Origin of the sequence: Pseudomonas sp. JAI120 (genome assembly GCF_014207255.1) — a bacterium.
In the GTDB taxonomy this organism is placed as follows: Bacteria; Pseudomonadota; Gammaproteobacteria; order Pseudomonadales; family Pseudomonadaceae; genus Aquipseudomonas.
Map to the genome: position 1 here is coordinate 334,982 of NZ_JACHCZ010000002.1, position 20,085 is coordinate 355,066.

Below are 20,085 nucleotides of genomic sequence, written 5' to 3' on the forward strand. Positions count from 1 at the left end.
CAAAACCTGTCAAGAGTTTACAAACAACCATGAACGTAAGTATATTGCGTAGCAAGCTACTTATCCACTCACGGCTTGTTTTTTACCCTTCCACCCTTCTTGTGCGCACCCTGCGCGCCTGACCCGAGGATCTTCATGCAACTTAAGCCAGCTGTTACCGCTCTGGTCACTGCCGTCGCCCTGGCATCGCTGCTCAGCGGATGTAAAAAGGAAGAAGCGGCTCCGCCCGCTCAAGCCCCTCAGGTCGGCGTGGTCACCATTCAACCGCAAGCCTATACCCTGACGTCCGAGCTGCCAGGCCGCACCACCGCCTACCGCATCGCGGAAGTTCGCCCACAGGTCAACGGCATCATTCTCAAGCGCCTGTTCAAGGAAGGCGCGGATGTGAAGGAAGGCCAGCAGCTCTATCAGATCGACCCGTCGGTCTATGACGCCACGCTGAAAAGCGCACAAGCCAGCCTGACCCAGACCAAGTCCATCTCCGACCGCTACAAGCAGTTGGTCGATGAGCAAGCCGTGAGCCGTCAGGAATACGACACCGCCGTCGCCAACCGCATGACCGCGGAAGCAAACGTTCAAACCGCCCAGATCAACGTGCGCTACACCAAAGTGTTCGCGCCGATCTCCGGGCGTATCGGCCGTTCTTCTGTGACCGAAGGCGCGCTGGTCAGCAATGGCCAGGCCGATGCCATGGCCGTGATCCAGCAACTGGACCCGATCTACGTCGACGTCACGCAGTCTTCGGCTGAAATGCTGAAACTGCGCCGCGACCTGGAAAGCGGCCAACTGGAAAAAGCCGGCGCCAATGCCGCCAAGGTCAAGCTGACCCTGGAAGACGGCAGCGACTACGGCCACGACGGCAAGCTGGAATTCTCCGAAGTCTCGGTCGACCAGACCACCGGCTCCGTGACCCTGCGCGCCGTATTCCCCAACCCTGACCACACCCTGCTGCCGGGCATGTTCGTACACGCCCAGCTGCAAGCCGGCGTGAACAGCAAGGCCATCCTCGCACCACAGCAAGGCGTGACCCGCGACCTCAAGGGCATCCCGACGGCACTGGTGGTCAACGCCGACAACAAGGTCGAGCAGCGTGTACTGGTGGCCAACCGCACCGCCGGCGCCTACTGGCTGGTTGAAAAAGGCCTGAACGCCGGTGACCGCGTGATCACCGAAGGCTTGCAATACGTCAAGCCGGGTGTGGAGGTCAAGGTCAAGGAGGCTGACAACGCCAAGCCCGCCGGTTCCGCCGCTGCTCCTGCTGCCGCGCCTGGCCAGGGGGAGTAATCCATGTCGAAATTTTTTATCGACCGTCCCATTTTCGCCTGGGTAATTGCCCTGGTGATCATGCTGGTCGGGGCACTGTCGATCCTGAAGCTGCCCATCAACCAATACCCGGCCATCGCGCCGACCGCCATCGACATCCAGGTGACATACCCAGGCGCGTCTGCACAAACCGTGCAGGACACCGTGGTGCAGGTCATCGAGCAACAGCTCAACGGTATCGACAACCTGCGTTATGTGGCCTCGGACAGTAACTCCGACGGCAGCATGACCATCACCGCGACGTTCAACCAGGGTACCAACCCGGACATCGCCCAGGTTCAGGTGCAGAACAAGCTCAACCTGGCGACCCCACTGCTGCCGCAAGAAGTACAGCAGCAGGGTATCCGCGTAACCAAGTCGGTGAAGAACTTCCTCATGGTAATCGGTCTGGTGTCGGAAGACGGCAGCATGACCAAGGATGACCTGTCCAACTACATCGTTTCCAACATCCAGGACCCGATTTCCCGGACTGCGGGTGTGGGTGACTTCCAGGTATTCGGTTCGCAGTACGCCATGCGTATCTGGCTGGACCCGGCCAAGCTGAACAACTTCCAGCTCACGCCGGTCGATGTCAGCACCGCCATCTCTGCGCAGAACGTCCAGGTGGCCACCGGTCAACTGGGCGGCCTGCCTGCCCTGCCCGGCAACCAGCTGAACGCGACCATCATCGGCAAGACCCGCCTGCAAACGGCGGAGCAGTTCGGCAATATCCTGATGAAGGTCAATGCCGACGGCTCCCAGGTTCGCCTGCATGACGTTGCCCGCATCGAACTCGGCGGCCAGAACTACAGCATCAGTGCGCAGTTCAACGGCAACCCGGCTTCCGGTATGGCGATCAAGCTCGCATCGGGCGCCAACGCCCTGGACACCGCCAAGGCCATCCGTGCCACTGTGGCGTCCCTGGAACCGTTCTTCCCGCCTGGCATGAAGGCGGTGGTGCCATATGACACCACCCCGGTCGTGACCGAATCGATTTCCGGTGTGGTACACACCCTGGTCGAAGCGATCGTGCTGGTGTTCCTGGTGATGTTCCTGTTCCTGCAGAACTTCCGTGCCACCATCATCACCACCATGACCGTACCGGTGGTATTGCTGGGTACCTTCGGGATCCTCGCGGCATTTGGTTTCACCATCAATACCCTGACCATGTTCGGCATGATCCTGGCCATCGGCTTGCTGGTGGACGACGCCATCGTCGTGGTGGAGAACGTCGAGCGGGTAATGGCCGAGGAACACCTGTCGCCGAAAGAAGCGACGGTCAAGTCCATGGGCCAGATCCAGGGCGCCCTGGTGGGTATTGCCCTGGTGCTGTCGGCGGTACTGTTGCCGATGGCGTTCTTCGGCGGCTCCACCGGTGTGATCTACAAACAGTTCTCCATCACCATCGTTTCGGCCATGGCGTTGTCGGTACTGGTTGCGCTGATCTTCACCCCGGCCCTGTGCGCCACCATGCTCAAGCCGATCGATCCGGAGAAGCACGGCCAACCCAAGCGCGGTTTCTTCGGCTGGTTCAACCGCACCTTCGACCGTGGCGTCCTCAGCTACGAGCGCGGCGTGGGTAACATGATCAAGCACAAGATCCCGGCGTTCCTGGTGTACGCGCTGATCATCGCCGGCATGATCTGGCTGTTCATGCGCATCCCGGCTGCGTTCCTGCCCGATGAAGACCAGGGTGTGATCTTTGCCCAGGTGCAGACCCCGGTAGGTTCGTCGGCTGAACGTACGCAAAAAGTCATCGACGATATGCGCGCCTACCTGCTCAATGACAAGGAAGGCGAGCCAGGCGAAGGCAAAGGCGTGAAATCGGTGTTTACCGTAAACGGCTTCAACTTCGCCGGTCGTGGCCAGAGTTCGGGCCTGGCCTTCGTGATGCTCAAGCCGTGGGACGAGCGTGATGCTTCCACCTCGGTATTCGAGATTGCCAAGCGTGCCCAGGGTTACTTCATGCAGACCTTCCAGGACGCCATGGTGTTTGCCATTGTGCCGCCGTCTGTACTGGAACTCGGTAACGCCACCGGTTTCGACGTGTTCCTGCAAGACCAGGGCGGTGTCGGCCATGAAAAACTGATGGCTGCGCGTAACCAGTTCCTGGGCATGGCTGCCCAGAGCAAGATCCTGGCCGGTGTGCGCCCCAACGGCGTAAACGATGAGCCGCAATACGAGCTCACCGTGGATGACGAGAAGGCCAGCGCCCAAGGCATCACGCTGTCCAACATCAACCAGACCCTGGCGATTGCCTTGGGTGGCAGCTACGTCAACGACTTCATCGACCGTGGTCGAGTGAAGAAGGTGTACGTGCAGGGTGAAGCCGCCAGCCGGATGTCCCCGGAAGACCTGAACAAATGGTACGTGCGCAGCGACTCCGGGAAGATGGTGCCGTTGTCGGCCATCGCCTCGGGCAAGTGGATTTACGGCTCGCCGAAGCTCTCGCGTTATAACGGTGTAGCGGCGATGGAAATCCTCGGTACCCCGGCACCGGGCTACAGTACCGGTGACGCCATGGCCGAAGTTGAACGCATCGCCAAGCAATTGCCGGCGGGCGTGGGCTATGCCTGGACGGGCCTGTCGTATGAAGAACGTCTGTCCGGCTCCCAGGCGCCGGCGCTGTATGCGCTGTCGCTGCTGGTGGTGTTCCTGTGCCTCGCGGCGCTGTACGAAAGCTGGTCGATCCCGATCGCAGTGATCCTGGTGGTTCCGCTGGGCGTGGTGGGTGCGTTGATCGCCACCAGCATGCGCGGCTTGTCCAACGACGTGTTCTTCCAGGTGGGCTTGTTGGTAACGGTGGGCCTGGCGGCGAAGAACGCCATTCTGATCGTCGAGTTCGCCAAGGAGCTCCACGAGCAAGGCAAAGGCATCGTCGAAGCTGCCATCGAGGCTTCCCGGATGCGTCTGCGGCCGATCATCATGACCTCCATGGCGTTCGTCCTCGGCGTATTGCCGCTGGCGATCTCCTCGGGCGCCGGCTCAGGCAGCCAGCACGCGATCGGTACCGGCGTAATTGGCGGTATGATCACGGCCACGGTATTGGCGATCTTCTGGGTGCCACTGTTCTTCGCAACTGTGTCCGCCATGGGCGAACGTAAAAAGACTGAACCTAAGCACACTTCTAAAGAGGCTGGCCAATGAGCAAGTCGCTACTTTCCTTAGCCGTCACGGCATTCGTGCTCAGTGGCTGCTCGCTGATCCCTGACTACCAGCGCCCTGAAGCGCCGGTGGCAGCTCAGTTCCCACAGGGGCCGGCGTATTCGTCGGCCCAGGCGCCGGGCCAGGCCGCCGCCGAGCAGGGCTGGAAGCAGTTTTTCCATGACCCTGCCCTGCAACAGCTGATCCAGACCGCGCTGGTGAACAACCGTGACCTGCGTGTCGCGGCCCTGAACATCGACGCCTATGCGGCGCAGTACCAGATCCAGCGTGCCGACCTGTTCCCGGCCGTATCGGCCACGGGCAGCGGAAGCCGTTCGCGCACCCCGGCCAAGCTGTCGCAGACCGGCGAATCGACCATCACCAGCCAGTACTCGGCCGGCCTCGGGATCAGTTCTTATGAGCTGGACCTGTTCGGTCGTGTGCGCAGCCTGAGTGAAGAAGCCCTGCAAAAGTACTTCGCCACTGAAGAAGCGCGGCGCAGCACCCAGATCAGCCTGGTGGCCAGTGTGGCGAATGCCTACCTGACCTGGCAGGCCGACAAGGAACTGCTCAAGCTGACCCAGGACACCCTGGGTGCGTACGAGCAGAGCTTCAAGCTGACCTCGCGCAGCAACGAAGTCGGCGTGGCCTCGGCCCTCGACCTCAGCCAGGCGCGCACCTCGGTGGAAAACGCCCGCGTAGCACTGGCGCGCTATACCCGCCAGGTGGCCCAGGACGAAAACAGCCTGACCCTGCTGCTGGGCACCGGCCTGCCAGCGAATATCGCCAGCAAGCCGCTGTCGGATGACCTGCTCAGCGACGTCCCGGCCGGCTTGCCCTCGGACCTGCTGCAACGTCGTCCCGACATCGTGCAGGCCGAGTACAACCTCAAGGCCGCCAACGCCAACATCGGTGCGGCCCGTGCAGCGTTCTTCCCGAGCATCAGCCTGACCGCCAGCGCCGGCACCGCCAGCCCTACCCTGGGCGGCCTGTTTAAAGGCGGTTCGGGCACCTGGTCGTTCGCCCCACAGATCAACATCCCGATCTTCAACGCCGGCAGCCTGCGCGCTAGCCTGGACTACTCGAAGATCCAGAAAGAGATCAACGTGGCGAACTACGAGAAGGCGATCCAGACCGGCTTCCAGGAAGTCTCCGACGGCCTCGCCGCGCGTGAGACCTACAAACAGCAGCTGGAAGCCCAGCGTGGCTTCGTCGCGGCCAACCAGGATTACTACCGCCTGGCCGAGCGTCGCTACCGCATCGGTGTCGACAGCAACCTGACCTTCCTCGACGCCCAGCGCCAACTGTTCAGTGCCCAGCAATCGCTGATCACCGACCGCCTGGCGCAGCTGACCAGCGAGGTCAACCTGTACAAGGCCCTCGGCGGTGGCTGGAACGAGCAGACCGCGAAGAACGAACCGCTGAAAGAAGAAGCACCGGCGTTGAAGTTGTTCTGATAGCGCCGTTGTAATCAAAACCGCTTCCTTTACTGGAAGCGGTTTTTTTATGCCCGGTCATCGGTGCTTTGCGATAGCCAGAATGTTTTTGTGACAGCGGGCTTGGTTTGGGGCTGCTTCGCAGCCCAACGCGGGGCAAGCCCGCTCGCCACAAAACTCTCCCGCCTTGCTTTGCGCTCAACCTTTCAGGGTAAAATCTGTCACAGATTCTTACAGACCACAGAGGGAGCTTGTCGTAATGATCGTAGGAATCGACTTGGGGACCACAAACAGTCTCGCAGCCGTCTGGCGCGGTGATGCCGCCGAAATGGTGCCCAATGCCCTGGGCCAGTTGCTGACCCCAAGCGTGGTCGGGCTGGATGACCAAGGCCGTGTCCTGGTAGGCCAGGCCGCCAAAGAGCGCCTGCACACCCACCCGCACCTGACCACCTCGCTGTTCAAGCGCTACATGGGCAGCGCCACCGAAGTGCGCCTGGGCGACCGCTCGTTCCGCCCCGAAGAACTCTCGGCGTTGGTGCTCAAAAGCCTCAAGGAGGACATCGAGCGTACCTACGGCCAAACCGTCACCGACGCAGTGATCAGCGTGCCCGCCTACTTCAGCGACGGCCAACGCAAGGCCACGCGCATCGCCGGTGAACTGGCGGGGCTCACCGTTGAGAAACTGATCAACGAACCGACCGCAGCGGCCCTGGCCTACGGCCTGCATCAGCGTGATAAAGAAACCTCGTTCCTGGTCTTCGACCTCGGAGGTGGCACCTTTGACGTGTCGATCATCGAGTTGTTCGACGGCGTGATGGAGGTCCGCGCCAGCGCCGGCGACAACTTCCTCGGTGGCGAAGACTTCGACACCCTGTTGCTCGAACACTTTGTCGACAGCCAACGTAACGCCACAGGTTTCCCGCCCACCCGCACTGTGCTGCAAGCCCTGCGCCGCGAAGCCGAGCGCGTGCGCAAAGCCCTGGGCCAGGATGACAGTGCTGAGTTCGCCCTGCGTGTCGACGGCCAGCAATGGGTGAAAACCGTCACCCAACAGGAACTGGCCAAGCTCTACACCCCGCTGCTGGAACGCCTGCGCGCGCCGATCGAACGCGCCCTGCGCGATGCGCGGATTCGGGTCGGCGACCTGGATGAAATCCTGCTGGTGGGCGGCACCACGCGCATGCCGCTGGTACGCAAACTCGCCGCCGGCCTGTTCGGGCGCTTCCCCTCCATCAGCCTCGATCCCGACCAGGTGGTCGCCCACGGCGCGGCGATCCAGGCCGCGCTCAAGGCGCGCTCCGCCGCCCTCGAAGAAGTGGTGCTGACCGACGTCTGCCCCTACACCCTGGGCATCGAAACCTCGAACCAGTACGGCGGCCATATCGAAAGTGGCCATTACCTGCCGTTGATCGAACGCAACAGCAGCGTGCCGGTGAGCCGGGTCAAAAGCGTGGTCACCCTGCACGACGACCAGACCCGCGTGCTGCTGAAGATCTACCAGGGCGAAAGCCGCCTGGTCAAAGACAACATTGAGCTGGGCCAACTGGATATTCCCGTGCCCAAGCGTAAGGCCGGTGAAGTGTCCCTGGACGTGCGTTTCACCTACGACAACAACGGCCTGCTGGAAGCCCAGGTGAATATCCCGCTGACCGGCGAGCAGCATTCGCTGGTGATCGAGAACAACCCCGGCGTGCTCAACCCGCAGGAGATCCAGCAACGCCTGCAAGCCCTGGCGCAATTGAAGGTCCACCCACGCGACCAGCAGGTCAACACCGTGCTGGTCGCCCGCCTCGAACGGCTCTACCAGGAAAACCTCGGCGAGCTGCGCGAACAGCTCGGCCATTGGGCGGCGCAGTTCCAGCAGGTACTCGACACCCAGGACGAACGCCGCATCCGCGAAGCGCGCAGCGAACTGACCCGTCAACTTGAGCAACTCGACAACGGGTTCTGGCGCTGAGGGAACACCGATGGATTGCTGGACCGTACTGCAACTGCCGGATGACGCCGACGAGCGCAGCATCAAGCGCAGCTATGCGCGATTGCTGAAAAGCTGCCGCCCGGACGACGATGCCCAAGGCTTCCAGCGCCTGCGCGAAGCCTATGAACACGCGCTGAGTGAAGCACGCTGGCGGGCTGATAACGAAGAGGCAGAACGCATCCAGGCGCCCGTGGCCGACGCGGTCTACGGAAACCTGAATGACCTGGCCGAACTGATGAACATCAGCCCCGTCAGCCCTGCGCCCTTCGAAGCCCACACACCCGACCCGGCCCAGGCACTGCTCGACGGCCTCAACGCGCGTAACCTCGATGAACGCTGGGCCCAGGCTCGGCAACAGGGCTGCACCGATGCGTTCCAGGCCGGCCTGTTGCGCCATTGTTTCGAAGCACCGGGCGAACGCAGCGCCATCGCCGGTTGGGCCGCGCAACACCTAGAATGGCTGACCCCCTGGCAGCAGGTGGCGATGACGTCCTGGCAATACGAAGCGCTGACCGGCGAACTGCTGCAAGACTACCGCCGCACCCTGCAGGAACTCCTGGAGCAAAAGGCCGAGCGCGAGTTCATCACCCAGCTCACGCAGTACAACGACCAACCCTGGCTGCGGGTGTTCGACCTGCAACAGCAGTGGCAACGTATCGTCCTGCACCTGCTGCATGACACCCAATGGAGCGTGCCGCTGTTCGAGCGCGTGTGCCAGGCCTTCGGCTGGGACGACCAGAAAGGCGTCTACCCGGAACCGGCGTGGATGTGGCGCGAATTGGTGTCGCGTTGCGAGCAGGAAAGCTTCTACGCCAGCTTACAAGACAAGGCCCAGGATACGACATGGAAATCCGCCGACGCCATGGCGGCGCGCCTGCTGCTCACGCCAATGTCAGCGACACAACAAAAACAGATGACGGAGCGCTTCGACAGTAACGCCTGGAATGCCTGTCAGCATCTGGCCGAAATCCTGACCTGGCGCTACCCGCAGTTGGTTGAGCGGCTCCCCCAGGCCAATGTGTTTTTTTGGCGAGAGCTCCTCCCCAGGCCGGTATCCCATCACAGTTGGATACGGGTATGGGGCGGCCTGGCGTTGGCAGCCGCCTTGGCCGTTTCCCCCCATACAAAAATGGATAGGCTCAGCGATGCCGTCATTGTCGTGATACTGACCTTTGTGCCTGCCATTATCGGCATCCGTGGCACTCAATTGTGGGCGGTCCTGACATCACAGCTGATCGTCCAGGACCTGTGGCTCAGCAAGCACTTGCTGCCGTCACGGTTCAACCCCCATCAACACTGGCTGGTGCTGCGCCACGGCATTCCTCAAGTGGGCATGCTGCTGATGTTCGGCTTGTTGCTGGGCGTAATAGGCATGCTGACGTACTTGGGGATGATCGGCATCCATCTGTTCCACAGCAGGCGTATCGGCAAAGTGAATGAGCATGTCGAGCACTTTTACCCTTGGGTCAGCGGCTTGCATTGGGCGCACTGGAGTCCGCTGCAGGTGGCTTTCCTGACCGTGATGGCAGCGGTCACCCTACTCTGCCAGAGGTACTTGCCAGAGATCCCGTGGACGAGCCTGCTCTACTTCCTCTGAGCCATTGAACCGGCGCCTCCTTGACAAAGGGAGGCCCGGCAACTTGCGTTCGATCATCGCCCACAACCCGCCCACCCCCGATTGAACCGCCCCCGCACCGCCCCGCACCATGGCCGCCACCTGCATAAACTCAATAACAACAGGTTCTACGCCATGAGCACTTTTCACCCGCGCCGGCTGCTGCTGGCCACCACTATCGCCAGTCTTGCCCTGCCCGTCGTCGCCGAAGAACACGGTTTTCTCGAAGACGCCAGCGCCAACCTCAACCTGCGTAATTTCTACTTCAACCGCAATTTCACCAACCCGACCAAGACCCAGGGCGGCGCACAGGAGTGGACGCAGAGTTTCATCCTCGATGCCAAGTCCGGCTTTACCCAGGGCACCGTCGGTTTCGGGGTGGATGTGCTGGGGTTGTACTCGTTGAAGCTCGATGGCGGGCGCGGTACCGGTGGCACCCAGCTGTTGCCGCTGGACCACGATGGCCGCCCTGCGGATGAATTCGGGCGTCTCGGCGTGGCGTTCAAGGCGCGTATTTCCAAGACCGAAGTAAAGGTCGGCGAATGGATGCCGGTGTTGCCGATCCTGCGTGCGGACGATGGCCGCTCCCTGCCGCAAACCCTGCGCGGCGGGCAGATCACGTCGAAGGAAATCGACGGTCTGACCCTGTACGGCGGCCAGTTCCGCGCCAACAGCCCGCGAGACGACAGCAGCATGTCGGACATGTCGATGGTCGGCAAAACCGCGTTCACCTCGGACCGCTTCAACTTCCAGGGCGGCGAGTACGCCTTCAACGACAAACGCACGCAGATCGGTCTGTGGAACGCCCAGCTCAAGGACATCTACAGCCAACAGTTCGTCAACCTGATCCACAGCCAGCCCGTGGGCGACTGGACCCTGGGCGCCAACCTCGGGTTCTTCTACGGCAAGGACGACGGCAGCGCCCGCGCCGGCGACCTGGACAACAAGACCTGGTCCGGCCTGTTCTCGGCCAAGTATGGCGGCAACACCTTCTACGTCGGCCTGCAAAAACTCACCGGCAACAGCGCGTGGATGCGCGTCAACGGCACCAGCGGCGGCACCCTCGCCAACGACAGCTACAACTCGAGTTACGACAACGCCGAGGAAAAATCCTGGCAAGTACGCCACGACTACAACTTCGCCGCCCTCGGTGTACCGGGCCTGACCCTGATGAACCGCTATATCAGCGGCAGCAACGTGCACACGGGCACCATCACCGACGGCAAGGAATGGGGTCGCGAAAGCGAATTGGGCTACACCGTACAAAGCGGCGCGATGAAAAACCTTATGGTGCGCTGGCGCAATTCCAGCATACGCCGCGATTACAGCAACAACGAGTTCGATGAAAACCGGTTGATCGTCAGTTACCCGATAAGTCTGCTGTAATCCAGCGCGACACTTACTGTATCGTGCGCGCCTGCCGCTGCTGATCCGCCCAGCAGCGGCCTCTTATTCGAGCCTGCGCACACCATGAAATCCTTTGCCTTAGCAAACGCCGTGCTTGCCCTGGTGTTATGCCTCAGCGGCTGTATCGGCGCGCCCATCGCCCTGACAACGCAGACCGAGCAACGCCTGCAAGCCGAGGCGCCGATCCGTTTTTTGCTGACCTTCGACGATGGCCCCAGTGCTTCGGGCTACGACAACCCCAGCCGTTCAGTGGTCGCCGACCTGGCACACAACCCGGTGCTGCCGGGGATCAAGGCGGTGTTCTTCCTGCAGACCGAAGCGGCCCGCTCCGGCGGCAGTTCGCGGGGGCGCAAGACCATGGAACGCGAGTATGCGGGCGGCCATATCCTGGCGTTCCATACGGCGACGGCGTTTCATACCAACCATCGCTGGCTGAGCAATACCGAACTGGAAAGCACCCTCACCCAGGGCGCGGCGGATATCGCCTCGATCACCGGCGCACCGCCCGTGCTGGTGCGCCCGCCGTTCTGGAACTACGACCGGCGCACCTTCGCCGCCTACCAGCGCCATGGCATGCAGGTCTTGCTGACCGACCTGAGCGCCAATGACGGCAAGATCTGGGGCTTCAACGGCAGCCCACGTCGCCGCGCCAACCTGTACCGACAACTGTCGGTGGTGCGCGAGCGCATCGCACTGGACGAATTGCCCACGGTGGACGGCGTGATACCGGTGGTGGTGACCTTCCACGACATCAACCGCTACACCGCGCGGCATATGCAGGAATACCTGCAGATCCTGCTGGACAGCGCCCGAGTCAACGGCATGAAGACCGCCACCGAACCGTTCTACACCGATACGGCCGCCCTGCAACGCGCGGCGCTGGCGCGTACGGTCAAAGATGTGAATGAAGCCGTGCATCTTCCGGGCGTGTGGAATTGGGTGTGGGACGCAGACTCCCACTGATCACTCGCGCGACTCGACACCCAGCTCATCCCATACAGACTCCGCTAGGTGAAACGTGGCATTAGCCGCCGGAATCCCGCAATAGATCGCACTCTGCATCAGTACTTCCTTGATCTCGGCGCGGCTCACGCCGTTACTGGCCGCCGCACGCAAATGCAGCTTCAACTCTTCACTGCGGTTCATGCCGATCAGCATGGCGATGGTGATCAGGCTGCGGGTGTGCCGAGGCAGCCCGGGGCGGGTCCAAATATCACCCCAGGCGTGGCGGGTGATCATCTCTTGGAACTCGCTGTTGAACTCGGTCAGGGCATTGAGGCTGCGGTCGACATGGGCATCGCCCAGCACTTCGCGGCGCACTTGCAGGCCATCGGCATAACGTTGTTTCTCGTCCACAAAAAACTCCTGCTTCAATAAGATTTCAACTCGCCACAACAGCTGCCTCAGCGGGCCAGCAGAAACTGGATAACCCGGTCACTGAATGCAGCACCGGCCTGTACGTTGGACAGGTGCGCGGCGTAGAACTCGGCGTATTCGGCGCCCTGTACATGGTGCTGGATAAAGTGACCACCGGCCGGTGGGGTGACCGCGTCTTCAGTGCCGGCAATCACCAGGGTTGGCGCCTTGATCTTCGACACCTGCTCACGGAAATCCGCATCACGCACGGCGGCACAGTTGGCCGCGTACCCTTGGGGCGAAGTCGCGGCAAGCATGTCGGTGATCTGCTTGGCCTGGTGCGGGCTGGCCGCCGCAAAATCGGCGGTGAACCAGCGTGCAATCGATGCATCGCGCAAGGCCACCATGGCTGCCGCGCCGTCGCGCAGGACCATCTCGATCCGTGGGTTCCAGATCTCCGGTGTGCCGATTTTGGCGGCGGTGTTGCACACCACCAGGCGGTGCAGGCGCTCACCCGCGTTAATCCCCAGCCATTGGCCGATCAAGCCGCCCATGGACAGCCCGCAAAAATGCGCACGCTGAATATCCAGCGCATCCAGCAGAGCGATCACGTCGTGGCCCAGTTGCTCGATGCTGTAGGGTCCCTCAGTCACCAGGGATTTACCGTGGCCACGGGTGTCAAAACGCAACACCCGGAAATGCTTGGTCAACGCCGGGATCTGGATGTCCCACATGTGCAGGTCGGTGCCCAACGAGTTGGACAGCACCAGCACCGGCGCATCCACGGGGCCATCAAGTTGGTAATGCAGTTCGCCCTCGGCGAGTTGTACGAAAGCCACAGCGTTCTCCTTAGGCGGTCAGTGCAAAGTGTTCGGTGACAGCGCGAGTGACCCAGGTGGTTGACTGGCCCAGGTAGTGGGCCGGGTCGAGCAGGCGGTCCAACTCAGGGGCAGACAGCTCGGCGGTGACCTGCGGTTCGTCCGCCAGCACCGCGCGCAAGTGGCGCCCCTCGGCGACGGCGCGTTTGCAGCATTGCTCCAGCAGGTGGTGCGCGGTTTCCCGGCCCAGGCGCTGGGCAAGCACGATACTGACGGCCTCGGCCAGCACCAGGCCCTGGGTCAGGTCGAGGTTGTGCGCCATGCGCCCGGGGTCGACTTCCAGCCCTTCGCTCACCAGCAGCGCTTGTTTCAAGGCACCGGAAACCAGGCGGCAAATCTCCGGCAAGGTCTCCCATTCGGCGTGCCACAGGCCGAGGCTGCGTTCGTGTTCCTGAGGCATGGCGCTGAACATCGTCGCCACCAGGCCGGGCACGCGCGTGGCGGTGCTGATCAGCACGGCGGCGCCCACCGGGTTGCGTTTGTGGGGCATGGTCGACGAACCGCCTTTGCCGGGCGCCGACGGCTCGAAGACTTCGGCCGCTTCGGTTTGCATCAGCAGGCTGATATCGCGGCCCAGTTTGCCGAGGCTGCCGGCGATCAGGCCCAGGACGGCGGCAAACTCCACCAGACGATCGCGCTGCGTGTGCCAGGGTTGTTCAGGCAAGCTCAGTTGCAGTTCAGCCGCCAGCGCCTCGGCCACCGGCATGGCGTGTTCACCGAGTGCCGCCAACGTCCCCGACGCGCCGCCGAATTGCAGCACCAGCAAACGCGGTTTCAGTTCTTCCAAGCGCTGGCGACTGCGCGTCACCGCGCCCAGCCAACCGGCAATCTTCATCCCCAAGGTGACCGGCGTTGCGTGCTGCAACCAGGTACGCCCGGCCAACGGTGTCGTCGCATAACGCTGGGCCTGGGCGGCCAGCACGTCGCCCAGACGCGCCAGGTCCGTGTCGATCAACCCCAGCGCCCGCCGCAGTTGCAGCACCAGCCCGGTGTCCATCACGTCCTGGCTGGTCGCGCCCAGGTGCACATAGCGCTCGGCCCCAGCATCCTCACTGGCAATCAGCTTGCCCAGCGCCTTCACCAGCGGAATCGCCGAATTCCCCGCCGTGGCAATCGCCGCGCCGAGGGCATCCACGTCGTACAGCGAGGCCAGGCACGCCTGGGCAATCGGCGCCACGGCGGCCTGCGGGATTACCCCCACCTGGGCCTGCGCCCGAGCGAGCGCGGCTTCGAAATCGAGCATGCCCTGCAAGCGTCCCTGGTCGCAGAACACCTCGGCCATGCTGTCAGCGGTGAAGTAAGCGTCGAACAGTTGATTGCTCGTGCGCAGTGTCATAACTCATCCCTTACAAATCGTGATGCAGGTACGCCGCCTGTTTCGGCAGGCGCAAGCTGAACAGGAAAGCCACCGCCATCATCGCGGTGACGTACCAATAGAAAGTGTTTTCCATGCCGATGGATTTCAGGCTCAGCGCGACGACTTCCGCCGAACCACCAAACACCGCATTAGCCACCGCATACGCCAGCCCCACGCCCAAAGCACGCACCTGGGGCGGGAACATCTCCGCTTTGACCAGGCCGCTGATGGAGGTGTAGAAGCTGACAATCGCCAGGGCCAGGGTGATCAGCACAAACGCCAGGAACGGGCTGGTGACGGTCTTCAAGGTCAGCAGGATCGGCACCGTGAACAGGGTGCCGAGGCCTGCGAACCAGAGCATCGAATTACGTCGGCCGATCTTGTCCGCCAACATACCGAAGAGCGGCTGCATGCACATATAGAGGAACAGTGCGCCGGTCATGATGTAGCTCGACGTCTTGGCGTGCATGCCCACGGTGTTCACCAGGTACTTTTGCATGTAAGTGGTGAAGGTGTAGAAAATCAGCGAGCCACCGGCGGTGTAGCCGAGCACCGTAACGAACGCTTTGCCGTGGTCGCGAAACAGCGCGACGATGCTGCCGGCGTCCTTGTCTTCACGCATTTCCTTGCTGGTGGTTTCCTTGAGGGTGCGACGCAGCAGCAGGGAAATCACCGCCGCAATCGCACCGATCACGAACGGAATCCGCCAGCCCCAGGCGCGCAACTCTTCTTCAGTGAGGATCTGTTGCAGGATCACCACCACCAGCACCGCCAACAGTTGGCCACCGATCAGGGTCACGTACTGGAACGAGGCGAAAAACCCACGCTGGCCCTTGAGCGCGACTTCACTCATGTAGGTCGCGGTGGTGCCATATTCGCCCCCCACCGACAGGCCCTGGAACAGCCGCGCCACCAGCAGCAAGGCCGGGGCCCAGGCGCCGATGTCTTTGTAGGTGGGCAAAAAGGCAATGACCAGGGAACCGGCGCACATCATCAGCACCGAGATCATCATCGAACTCTTGCGCCCGTGCTTGTCGGCAACCCGGCCGAACAGCCAGCCGCCGATGGGGCGCATCAGAAAGCCGGCGGCGAACACGCCAGCAGTGTTGAGCAGTTGGACCGTGGGGTCATCCGACGGGAAAAACGCCGGGGCGAAGTAAATGGCGCAGAAGGCATAGACGTAGAAGTCGAACCATTCGACCAGGTTGCCGGAGGAGGCACCGACAATCGCAAAGATCCGTTTGCTACGTTCTTCTCCGGTGTAGTGACTGGTGGTGGTTGTCATGGTTTTTTTCACTCAGTGGGAACGGTTATAGCCTAGACATACTTTGCAACAACCATGTTCCGCAAGCAGACTTTTGAGTAGGCAGTGCCTGAACCGGCCCCATCGGGGGCAAGCCCCCTCCCACCTTTTGACCGCGCCGCCTATCAAATGTGGGAGGGGGCTTGCCCTCGATGAGGCCCTGACAAGCGACTCAGTAATCGAAGAACACCGTTTCCTTATCTGTCCCCTGCAAAATCACATTCCACTGATGCACACCCGCCGCATCCGGCTTGGCAATCAACGTGCCGCGCCGCTCTGCGGGCACACACGCCAACAATGGGTCATCCCCATTCAACGCCTCGCCCTCGAAATAAATCCTCGTCAGCAGGTGCTTCACTAGCCCACGGGCAAACACCAGCACCACCAGGTGCGGCGCCTGGGTCGTACCTTGCAGGCCCGGCACGCTGCCCGGCTTGATCGTGGTAAAGCGGAAGCGCCCTTCGGCATCCACCGGCACCCGGCCAAAGCCTTCGAAATTCGGGTCCAGCGCCTTGTCCTGCTCATCTTCAGGGTGATCGTACTTGCCGGCGGCATTGGCCTGCCAGACTTCGAGCATGGCGTCGTTGACAACATCACCGTTGCCGTCCACCACTTGCCCGCTGATCGCCACGCGCTCACCGAGGGTGGCGGCGACGGTCAAGTTTTCGCGGTTCAGCCAGGTCAGGCCGATGTGGTAGTACGGCCCGACGGTGTGGGACGTGGTCGCGTTGAGTGTCATCTCATTTCTCCATCGGCGTGGCGTCGCGGCCGCGCAGGACGATGTCCCAGCGGTAGCCGAGGGCATAGGAAGGAATGGTTTTTTCCAGATCGAAACGGGCGATCAGGCGTTCCTTGGCGCTGGTATCCGGTACGCAGTTGTAGATCGGGTCGTATTCCAGCAGCGGGTCGCCAGGGAAATACATCTGGGTCACCAGGCGCGTCAGCACGCTCGGGCCGAACAGCGAAAAGTGAATATGCGCCGGGCGCCACGCGTTGTGGTGGTTGCCCCATGGGTAGGCACCGGGCTTGATGGTCTGGAACTGGTACCAGCCATCGGCGTCGGTGACGGTGCGCCCGGTGCCGGTGAAGTTCGGGTCCAGCGGCGCATCGTGCAGGTCACGCTTGTGGTTGTAGCGACCGGCGGCGTTGGCCTGCCAGATCTCCACGAGAATGCCCGGCACCGGCAGGCCGTTTTCATCCAGCACGCGACCGTGAATGATGATGCGTTCACCCAGGGGCTCGCCGTCGTGTTGGGCAGTGAGGTCGTTGTCCTTCTCGCTGACTCGCTCGGCACCGATGGTCGGGCCGGTGATTTCCGACAAGGAATGGGGCAGAAACACCAACGGCTGGGACGGCGAACGCAGGTTCGTCGACTGATAGGCCGGGTGCAGGTAATCAGGTTGAGTGCCCGCTTGCGGGCGCCGGTAACCGGGCTTGTCACTCATGGAGCAGTCCTCTCTTATTAGATGCGTTCAATCGCCAGGGCCAGGCCTTGGCCGACGCCCACGCACATGGTCGCCAGGCCTTTACGGCCGCCGGTTTTTTCCAACTGATGCAGGGCCGTCAGTACCAGCCGCGCACCGCTCATGCCCAAGGGATGGCCAAGCGCAATGGCGCCACCGTTCGGGTTGACCTGGGGGGCGTCGTCGGCAATGCCCAGTTCACGCAGCACCGCCAGGCCTTGGCTGGCGAAGGCTTCGTTGAGTTCGATCACATCAAAGTCAGTGACGGCCAGGCCCAGGCGCTCCACCAGCTTGCGCACCGCCGGCACCGGGCCGATGCCCATCACCCGTGGCGCGACACCGGCGCTGGCCATGCCCAATACGCGAGCGCGGGCAGTCAGGCCGTGTTTTTTCACCGCTTCGGCAGACGCCAGGATCAGCGCGGCCGCGCCGTCATTCACACCCGAGGCATTGCCGGCGGTGACGGTTTTGTCCGGGCCGTTGACCGGCTTGAGTTTGGCCAGGGCTTCCAGGGTGGTGTCCCTGGGGTGCTCATCGTGCTCCACCACGGTTTCGCCTTTTTTATGGGCGACCCGCACCGGCACGATTTCTTCAGCGAAGAACCCGGCCGCCTGGGCGGCGGCGGTGCGTTGCTGGCTGCGCAGGGCGAAGGCGTCCTGGTCAGCGCGTGAAACCTGGTAGTCGTCGGCGACGTTATCGGCGGTCTGCGGCATGGCATCCACGCCGTACTGGGCCTTCATCAACGGGTTGATAAAACGCCAGCCGATGGTGGTGTCTTCCAGCTTCATGTTGCGCGAAAACGCCGCATCAGCCTTGCCCATCACGAACGGCGCACGGGACATCGACTCGACGCCACCGGCAATCGTCAGCTCCATTTCGCCGCTGGCGATGGCGCGAAAGGCGGTGCCGATCGCATCCATGCCCGAGGCGCACAAACGGTTGAGGGTCACGCCCGGAATGCTCTCCGGCAGGCCGGCCAGCAACAGCGCCATGCGGGCGACGTTGCGGTTGTCTTCACCGGCCTGGTTGGCGCAGCCGAGGAAGACCTCGTCAACGGCCGACCAGTCCACCGACGGGTTGCGCTCGATCAGCGCCTTGATCGGCAAGGCCGCCAGGTCATCGGCACGCACCGTGGACAGGCCGCCGCCAAAGCGGCCGATGGGGGTGCGAATCGCATCGCAGATAAATACCTCGCGCATCAGGCTTCTCCCGGTGCTTGGCCGTGGGCGGCGGCCGTGCGTGCTTCGAGGTCACGCAGGGCGGTCAACTCGACCTCGGTCGGCTCGGCGGTGGTGCTGACCTGGTCGGCAAATCGAATCGCCCAACCGGTGGCCGCTACGACTTGCTCGCGGGTCACGCCCGGATGGAGGGCGGTGACCACGAATTCATGGGTGCCCTCTTCCGGCTCCATGATGCACAGGTCGGTAATAATTCCGACAGGACCGGCACCCGGCAGCCCCAGGCGTTTGCGCGAATCGCCGCCTTCGCCGTGGCCGACCGAGGTGATGAAGTCCAGTTTGTCGACAAACGAACGGGACGACTGCTTGAGGATAATCAGCACGCTCTTGGCCGAGCCGGCGATTTCCGGCGCGCCACCAGCACCCGGCAGGCGCACCTTGGGGTGGTGATAGTCACCGACCACGGTGGTGTTGATGTTGCCGAAGCGGTCGACTTGCGCGGCACCGAGGAAGCCCACGTCGATACGCCCGCCCTGCAGCCAGTAGCGAAAGATCTCACCGGTCGGCACTACGGTGTCGGCGGTTTCCGCCAGTTCGCCATCACCGATCGACAGAGGCAATACGTTGGGCTTGGCGCCAATCGGGCCGGACTCGTAGATCAGCACCACATCTGGCGATGAGGTCAGGCGTGCCAGGTTGGCGGCCTTGGACGGCAGGCCGATGCCCACAAAGCAGACCGAGCCGTTCTTGAGGCGGCGCGCGGCGGCGACGGTCATCATTTCATTGGTGGAGTAAGCCATTACTTGGCCTCCTGCTGTGTGGTCAGCTTGGCCTGGAATTCACTGAAATCGGCAGTGCCGTGGATGTATTCATCCATCCAGGCGGTAAAGGTCCCTCGGTCGCGGGCGATTGGGTCCCACGCCTGATAGAAGCGGTTGTCTCGCTCGTTGTAGCCGTGGGCGTAGGACGGATGTGCACCACCGGGTACATGGCACACCGCAGTCAGGGCCCAGGTCGGCAGCACGCAGCTGTTCATCGGCGCGTTCAGGTCATCGACGATTTCTTCCACGGTGACGATGCAGCGCTTGGCCGCCAGGGCCGCTTCCTTCTGCACGCCAAGAATGCCCCAGAGCAGCACGTTGCCCTTGCGATCAGCCTTTTGCGCGTGGATCACGGTGACGTCCGGACGCACCGACGGCACCGCTGCCAGCACTTCACCGGTGAACGGGCACGTCACGGTCTTGATCAGCGGGTTGACCTTGGGCAAGTCGGAACCCGCGTAGGCGCGCAGCACCGCGAAGGGCAGGCCGGATGCGCCGGCGACGTAGGCATTGGCCAAGTCGGCGTGGCTGTGCTCTTCGATTTCCAACGGTTGCGGCCATTGCTTTTCGACCGCGTCGCGCAGGCGATGCAGGGAACCTACACCCGGGTTACCGCCCCAAGAGAAAATCAGCTTGCGCGCACACCCGGCACCGATCAACTGGTCGTAGATCAAGTCAGGCGTCATACGCACCAGCGTCAGGTCTTTCTTGCCCTGACGAATGATTTCATGACCTGCGGCCGTAGGGATCAGGTGGGTAAAGCCTTCGAGGGCAACGGTATCGCCGTCGTTCACGAAGCGCTTGACCGCATCACGCAGGGTGAGAATTTCAGCCATGGGGTTGGGCT

At 62.4% G+C, this 20,085-nt stretch carries 16 protein-coding genes; 7 read left to right on the forward strand and 9 right to left on the reverse strand.

Annotated elements, in window-relative coordinates; translation table 11 throughout:
* Window positions 1–135 precede the first annotated feature (135 nt).
* The 7 genes from HDC32_RS13495 to HDC32_RS13525 all read left to right on the forward strand — a co-directional run bounded on the left by HDC32_RS13495 (window position 136) and on the right by HDC32_RS13525 (window position 11,845).
* Window positions 136–1,284, forward strand: coding sequence for an efflux RND transporter periplasmic adaptor subunit (locus HDC32_RS13495; RefSeq protein WP_131697174.1), 1,149 nt, complete (start codon window positions 136–138; stop codon window positions 1,282–1,284).
* A 3-nt stretch (window positions 1,285–1,287) separates the two neighbouring features.
* Window positions 1,288–4,449 (forward strand): efflux RND transporter permease subunit, encoded by a 3,162-nt coding sequence (locus HDC32_RS13500; RefSeq protein WP_184744403.1) that lies wholly within the window; start codon window positions 1,288–1,290, stop codon window positions 4,447–4,449.
* Window positions 4,446–5,903 carry an AdeC/AdeK/OprM family multidrug efflux complex outer membrane factor gene (gene adeC / locus HDC32_RS13505; protein WP_065928271.1) on the forward strand — a complete coding sequence of 486 codons (1,458 nt, stop codon included), beginning with the start codon at window positions 4,446–4,448 and terminating at the stop codon, window positions 5,901–5,903. Before HDC32_RS13500 ends, adeC begins: the two co-directional genes overlap by 4 nt.
* Window positions 5,904–6,141: 238 nt before the next feature.
* Entirely contained in the window at window positions 6,142–7,839 is a 1,698-nt protein-coding gene (locus tag HDC32_RS13510) for a molecular chaperone HscC (RefSeq protein WP_131697176.1), read from the forward strand.
* Window positions 7,840–7,849: 10 nt separating this feature from the next.
* The gene (locus tag HDC32_RS13515) at window positions 7,850–9,457 is read left to right on the forward strand and encodes a J domain-containing protein (RefSeq protein WP_184744405.1); all 1,608 of its coding nucleotides are present in this window, start codon (window positions 7,850–7,852) and stop codon (window positions 9,455–9,457) included.
* A gap of 153 nt (window positions 9,458–9,610) precedes the next feature.
* On the forward strand, window positions 9,611–10,861 hold the full coding sequence (locus tag HDC32_RS13520; RefSeq protein WP_131697178.1) for an OprD family porin: 1,251 nt from the start codon (window positions 9,611–9,613) through the stop codon (window positions 10,859–10,861).
* Between the two features lie 84 nt (window positions 10,862–10,945).
* Complete coding sequence (locus HDC32_RS13525; RefSeq protein ID WP_131697179.1) at window positions 10,946–11,845, forward strand: polysaccharide deacetylase family protein; 900 nt, start codon at window positions 10,946–10,948, stop codon at window positions 11,843–11,845.
* Here HDC32_RS13525 and pcaC read toward each other — a convergent pair whose 3' ends face one another.
* The 9 genes from pcaC to HDC32_RS13570 all read right to left on the reverse strand — a co-directional run bounded on the left by pcaC (window position 11,846) and on the right by HDC32_RS13570 (window position 20,074).
* The gene (gene pcaC, locus HDC32_RS13530) at window positions 11,846–12,238 is read right to left on the reverse strand and encodes a 4-carboxymuconolactone decarboxylase (protein ID WP_184744407.1); all 393 of its coding nucleotides are present in this window, start codon (window positions 12,236–12,238) and stop codon (window positions 11,846–11,848) included.
* 47 nt (window positions 12,239–12,285) lie between these two features.
* Window positions 12,286–13,077 carry a 3-oxoadipate enol-lactonase gene (pcaD, locus tag HDC32_RS13535; RefSeq protein WP_145334968.1) on the reverse strand — a complete coding sequence of 264 codons (792 nt, stop codon included), beginning with the start codon at window positions 13,075–13,077 and terminating at the stop codon, window positions 12,286–12,288.
* 10 nt (window positions 13,078–13,087) lie between these two features.
* The gene (locus tag HDC32_RS13540; protein ID WP_184744409.1) at window positions 13,088–14,452 is read right to left on the reverse strand and encodes a 3-carboxy-cis,cis-muconate cycloisomerase; all 1,365 of its coding nucleotides are present in this window, start codon (window positions 14,450–14,452) and stop codon (window positions 13,088–13,090) included.
* A gap of 10 nt (window positions 14,453–14,462) precedes the next feature.
* A complete protein-coding gene (locus HDC32_RS13545) occupies window positions 14,463–15,758 on the reverse strand; it encodes an MFS family transporter (RefSeq protein ID WP_184744411.1) in 1,296 nt (431 codons plus the stop codon).
* 190 nt (window positions 15,759–15,948) lie between these two features.
* Complete coding sequence (gene pcaG / locus HDC32_RS13550; RefSeq protein WP_131697183.1) at window positions 15,949–16,515, reverse strand: protocatechuate 3,4-dioxygenase subunit alpha; 567 nt, start codon at window positions 16,513–16,515, stop codon at window positions 15,949–15,951.
* Between the two features lies 1 nt (window position 16,516).
* The gene (gene pcaH, locus HDC32_RS13555; RefSeq protein WP_027604405.1) at window positions 16,517–17,221 is read right to left on the reverse strand and encodes a protocatechuate 3,4-dioxygenase subunit beta; all 705 of its coding nucleotides are present in this window, start codon (window positions 17,219–17,221) and stop codon (window positions 16,517–16,519) included.
* A gap of 17 nt (window positions 17,222–17,238) precedes the next feature.
* The gene (gene pcaF, locus HDC32_RS13560; RefSeq protein ID WP_184744923.1) at window positions 17,239–18,441 is read right to left on the reverse strand and encodes a 3-oxoadipyl-CoA thiolase; all 1,203 of its coding nucleotides are present in this window, start codon (window positions 18,439–18,441) and stop codon (window positions 17,239–17,241) included.
* Window positions 18,438–19,217: a CoA-transferase subunit beta gene (locus tag HDC32_RS13565; protein ID WP_131697185.1), complete on the reverse strand. Its 780-nt coding sequence runs from the start codon at window positions 19,215–19,217 to the stop codon at window positions 18,438–18,440. The genes pcaF and HDC32_RS13565 overlap by 4 nt, the downstream gene beginning before the upstream one ends.
* A complete protein-coding gene (locus HDC32_RS13570; RefSeq protein WP_145334974.1) occupies window positions 19,217–20,074 on the reverse strand; it encodes a CoA transferase subunit A in 858 nt (285 codons plus the stop codon). The genes HDC32_RS13565 and HDC32_RS13570 overlap by 1 nt, the downstream gene beginning before the upstream one ends.
* Window positions 20,075–20,085: the final 11 nt, after the last annotated feature.

Bases quoted from the DNA above. Each gene is read 5' to 3' on its own strand.
- HDC32_RS13495 (WP_131697174.1), top strand. From the start codon at position 136: ATGCAACTTAAGCCAGCTGTTACCGCTCTGGTCACTGCCGTCGCCCTG.
- HDC32_RS13500 (WP_184744403.1), top strand. From the start codon at position 1,288: ATGTCGAAATTTTTTATCGACCGTCCCATTTTCGCCTGGGTAATTGCC.
- adeC (WP_065928271.1), top strand. From the start codon at position 4,446: ATGAGCAAGTCGCTACTTTCCTTAGCCGTCACGGCATTCGTGCTCAGT.
- HDC32_RS13510 (WP_131697176.1), top strand. From the start codon at position 6,142: ATGATCGTAGGAATCGACTTGGGGACCACAAACAGTCTCGCAGCCGTC.
- HDC32_RS13515 (WP_184744405.1), top strand. From the start codon at position 7,850: ATGGATTGCTGGACCGTACTGCAACTGCCGGATGACGCCGACGAGCGC.
- HDC32_RS13520 (WP_131697178.1), top strand. From the start codon at position 9,611: ATGAGCACTTTTCACCCGCGCCGGCTGCTGCTGGCCACCACTATCGCC.
- HDC32_RS13525 (WP_131697179.1), top strand. From the start codon at position 10,946: ATGAAATCCTTTGCCTTAGCAAACGCCGTGCTTGCCCTGGTGTTATGC.
- HDC32_RS13540 (WP_184744409.1), bottom strand. From the start codon at position 14,452: ATGACACTGCGCACGAGCAATCAACTGTTCGACGCTTACTTCACCGCT.
- HDC32_RS13545 (WP_184744411.1), bottom strand. From the start codon at position 15,758: ATGACAACCACCACCAGTCACTACACCGGAGAAGAACGTAGCAAACGG.
- pcaG (WP_131697183.1), bottom strand. From the start codon at position 16,515: ATGACACTCAACGCGACCACGTCCCACACCGTCGGGCCGTACTACCAC.
- pcaH (WP_027604405.1), bottom strand. From the start codon at position 17,221: ATGAGTGACAAGCCCGGTTACCGGCGCCCGCAAGCGGGCACTCAACCT.
- HDC32_RS13565 (WP_131697185.1), bottom strand. From the start codon at position 19,217: ATGGCTTACTCCACCAATGAAATGATGACCGTCGCCGCCGCGCGCCGC.
- HDC32_RS13570 (WP_145334974.1), bottom strand. From the start codon at position 20,074: ATGGCTGAAATTCTCACCCTGCGTGATGCGGTCAAGCGCTTCGTGAAC.